Consider the following 1,260-nt stretch of genomic DNA (forward strand, 5'->3'; position numbering starts at 1 on the left):
TGTTCAGTCCGGGGACATCACCGACGGGTGTTCGGAGACATAGCCGACACATCACAATACATGGACAGGCTGTTAGGGAGTCGGTCCATGCCATGGCGCAAGGTGTCGGTGATGGAGCAACGACGGGAGTTTGTCCGGCTCGCGATGCAGGAAGGGGCGAACCGGCGTGAGCTGTGCCGGCGGTTCGGGATCCACCCGGATACCGGGTACAAGTGGCTGCGGCGCTGGCAGACAAATCAAGAGCTTGCGGACTGCTCGCGCCGCCCGCACGCGAGTCCGAAGAGGATGGACCAGGAGGTCGAGGAGCGGATTCTTGCGATCCGCGATGCCCATCCGGCATGGGGTGCTCGCAAGATTGCCCGCCGTCTGGAGTGCGCAGGTAGCAGAGTTCCGGCCTTCTCGACGGTGCACCAGATCCTGCAGCGACACGGGCGCGTCCAGGCTCCTGCGGGCGGTCCTGCGGCCAGCCAACGTTTCGAGAAGCCCGCGCCGAACCTGTTGTGGCAGATGGACTTCAAGGGCTGGGTGCGGCTCGGCAACAATGCCTTGTGCCATCCGCTGACGGTGGTCGACGACCACTCACGCTATGATCTGTGCCTGCAGGCTTGCGCCGACCAACGCGGCGAGACGGTGCGAGACCGGCTGGAGCTGATCTTTCGCACATATGGCCTGCCTGAAGCCTTCTTCGTCGACAATGGCACGCCCTGGGGCGATCCGTCCGGGGAGCGTTGGACGCGGTTTGCAGTCTGGCTGCTCAAGCTCGGCATCGATGTCATTCACAGTCGTCCATACCATCCGCAAAGCCGTGGCAAGAACGAGCGCTTCCATCGCACCCTCAAAGCCGAAGTATTTGCGCTGCGCCGCTTCCACGATCTCGCCGAGACCCAGCGCGCCTTCGATGCCTGGCGCGAGATCTACAATTTCGAGCGACCGCACGAGGCCCTCGGGCAGCAGGTGCCGGCCAGTCGCTATCGGCCAAGCCTGCGCCGGATGCCCGAGCACCTGCCGGAGCCAGAATACAGCAGCGACGAGATCGTGCGGAGCGTGTCCTCCACCAAGGCTTATGTCAGCTTCAAGGGCCGCCTCTGGAAGGTGCCACAAGCCTTTCGAGGCGAGCGCCTGGCCATCAGGCCGATCGCGGCTGACGGGCAATACGGCGTGTTCTTCGCTGCCCATCAGGTCGCCACCATCGACTTGACGGGCTCAAAAAGTGTCGGTGATGTCTCCGAACGGGTGTCGGCCATGTCCCCGGACTGAACA

Annotated in this window: 1 protein-coding gene; it reads left to right on the forward strand. The window is 63.7% G+C overall.

The features are described 5' to 3' along the window. The first annotated feature begins 87 nt into the window (after positions 1–87). Positions 88–1,257: an IS481 family transposase gene (locus tag AB4Z37_RS32910; protein WP_441520867.1), complete on the forward strand. Its 1,170-nt coding sequence runs from the start codon at positions 88–90 to the stop codon at positions 1,255–1,257. Positions 1,258–1,260 lie beyond the last annotated feature (3 nt).

Source organism: Bradyrhizobium sp. 2TAF24, assembly GCF_052115025.1.
Classification (GTDB): domain Bacteria; phylum Pseudomonadota; class Alphaproteobacteria; order Rhizobiales; family Xanthobacteraceae; genus Bradyrhizobium_A.

What these genes read in the sequence shown, in the direction of transcription:
- AB4Z37_RS32910 (WP_441520867.1), top strand. Translation starts at nt 88, where the DNA reads ATGCCATGGCGCAAGGTGTCGGTGATGGAGCAACGACGGGAGTTTGTC.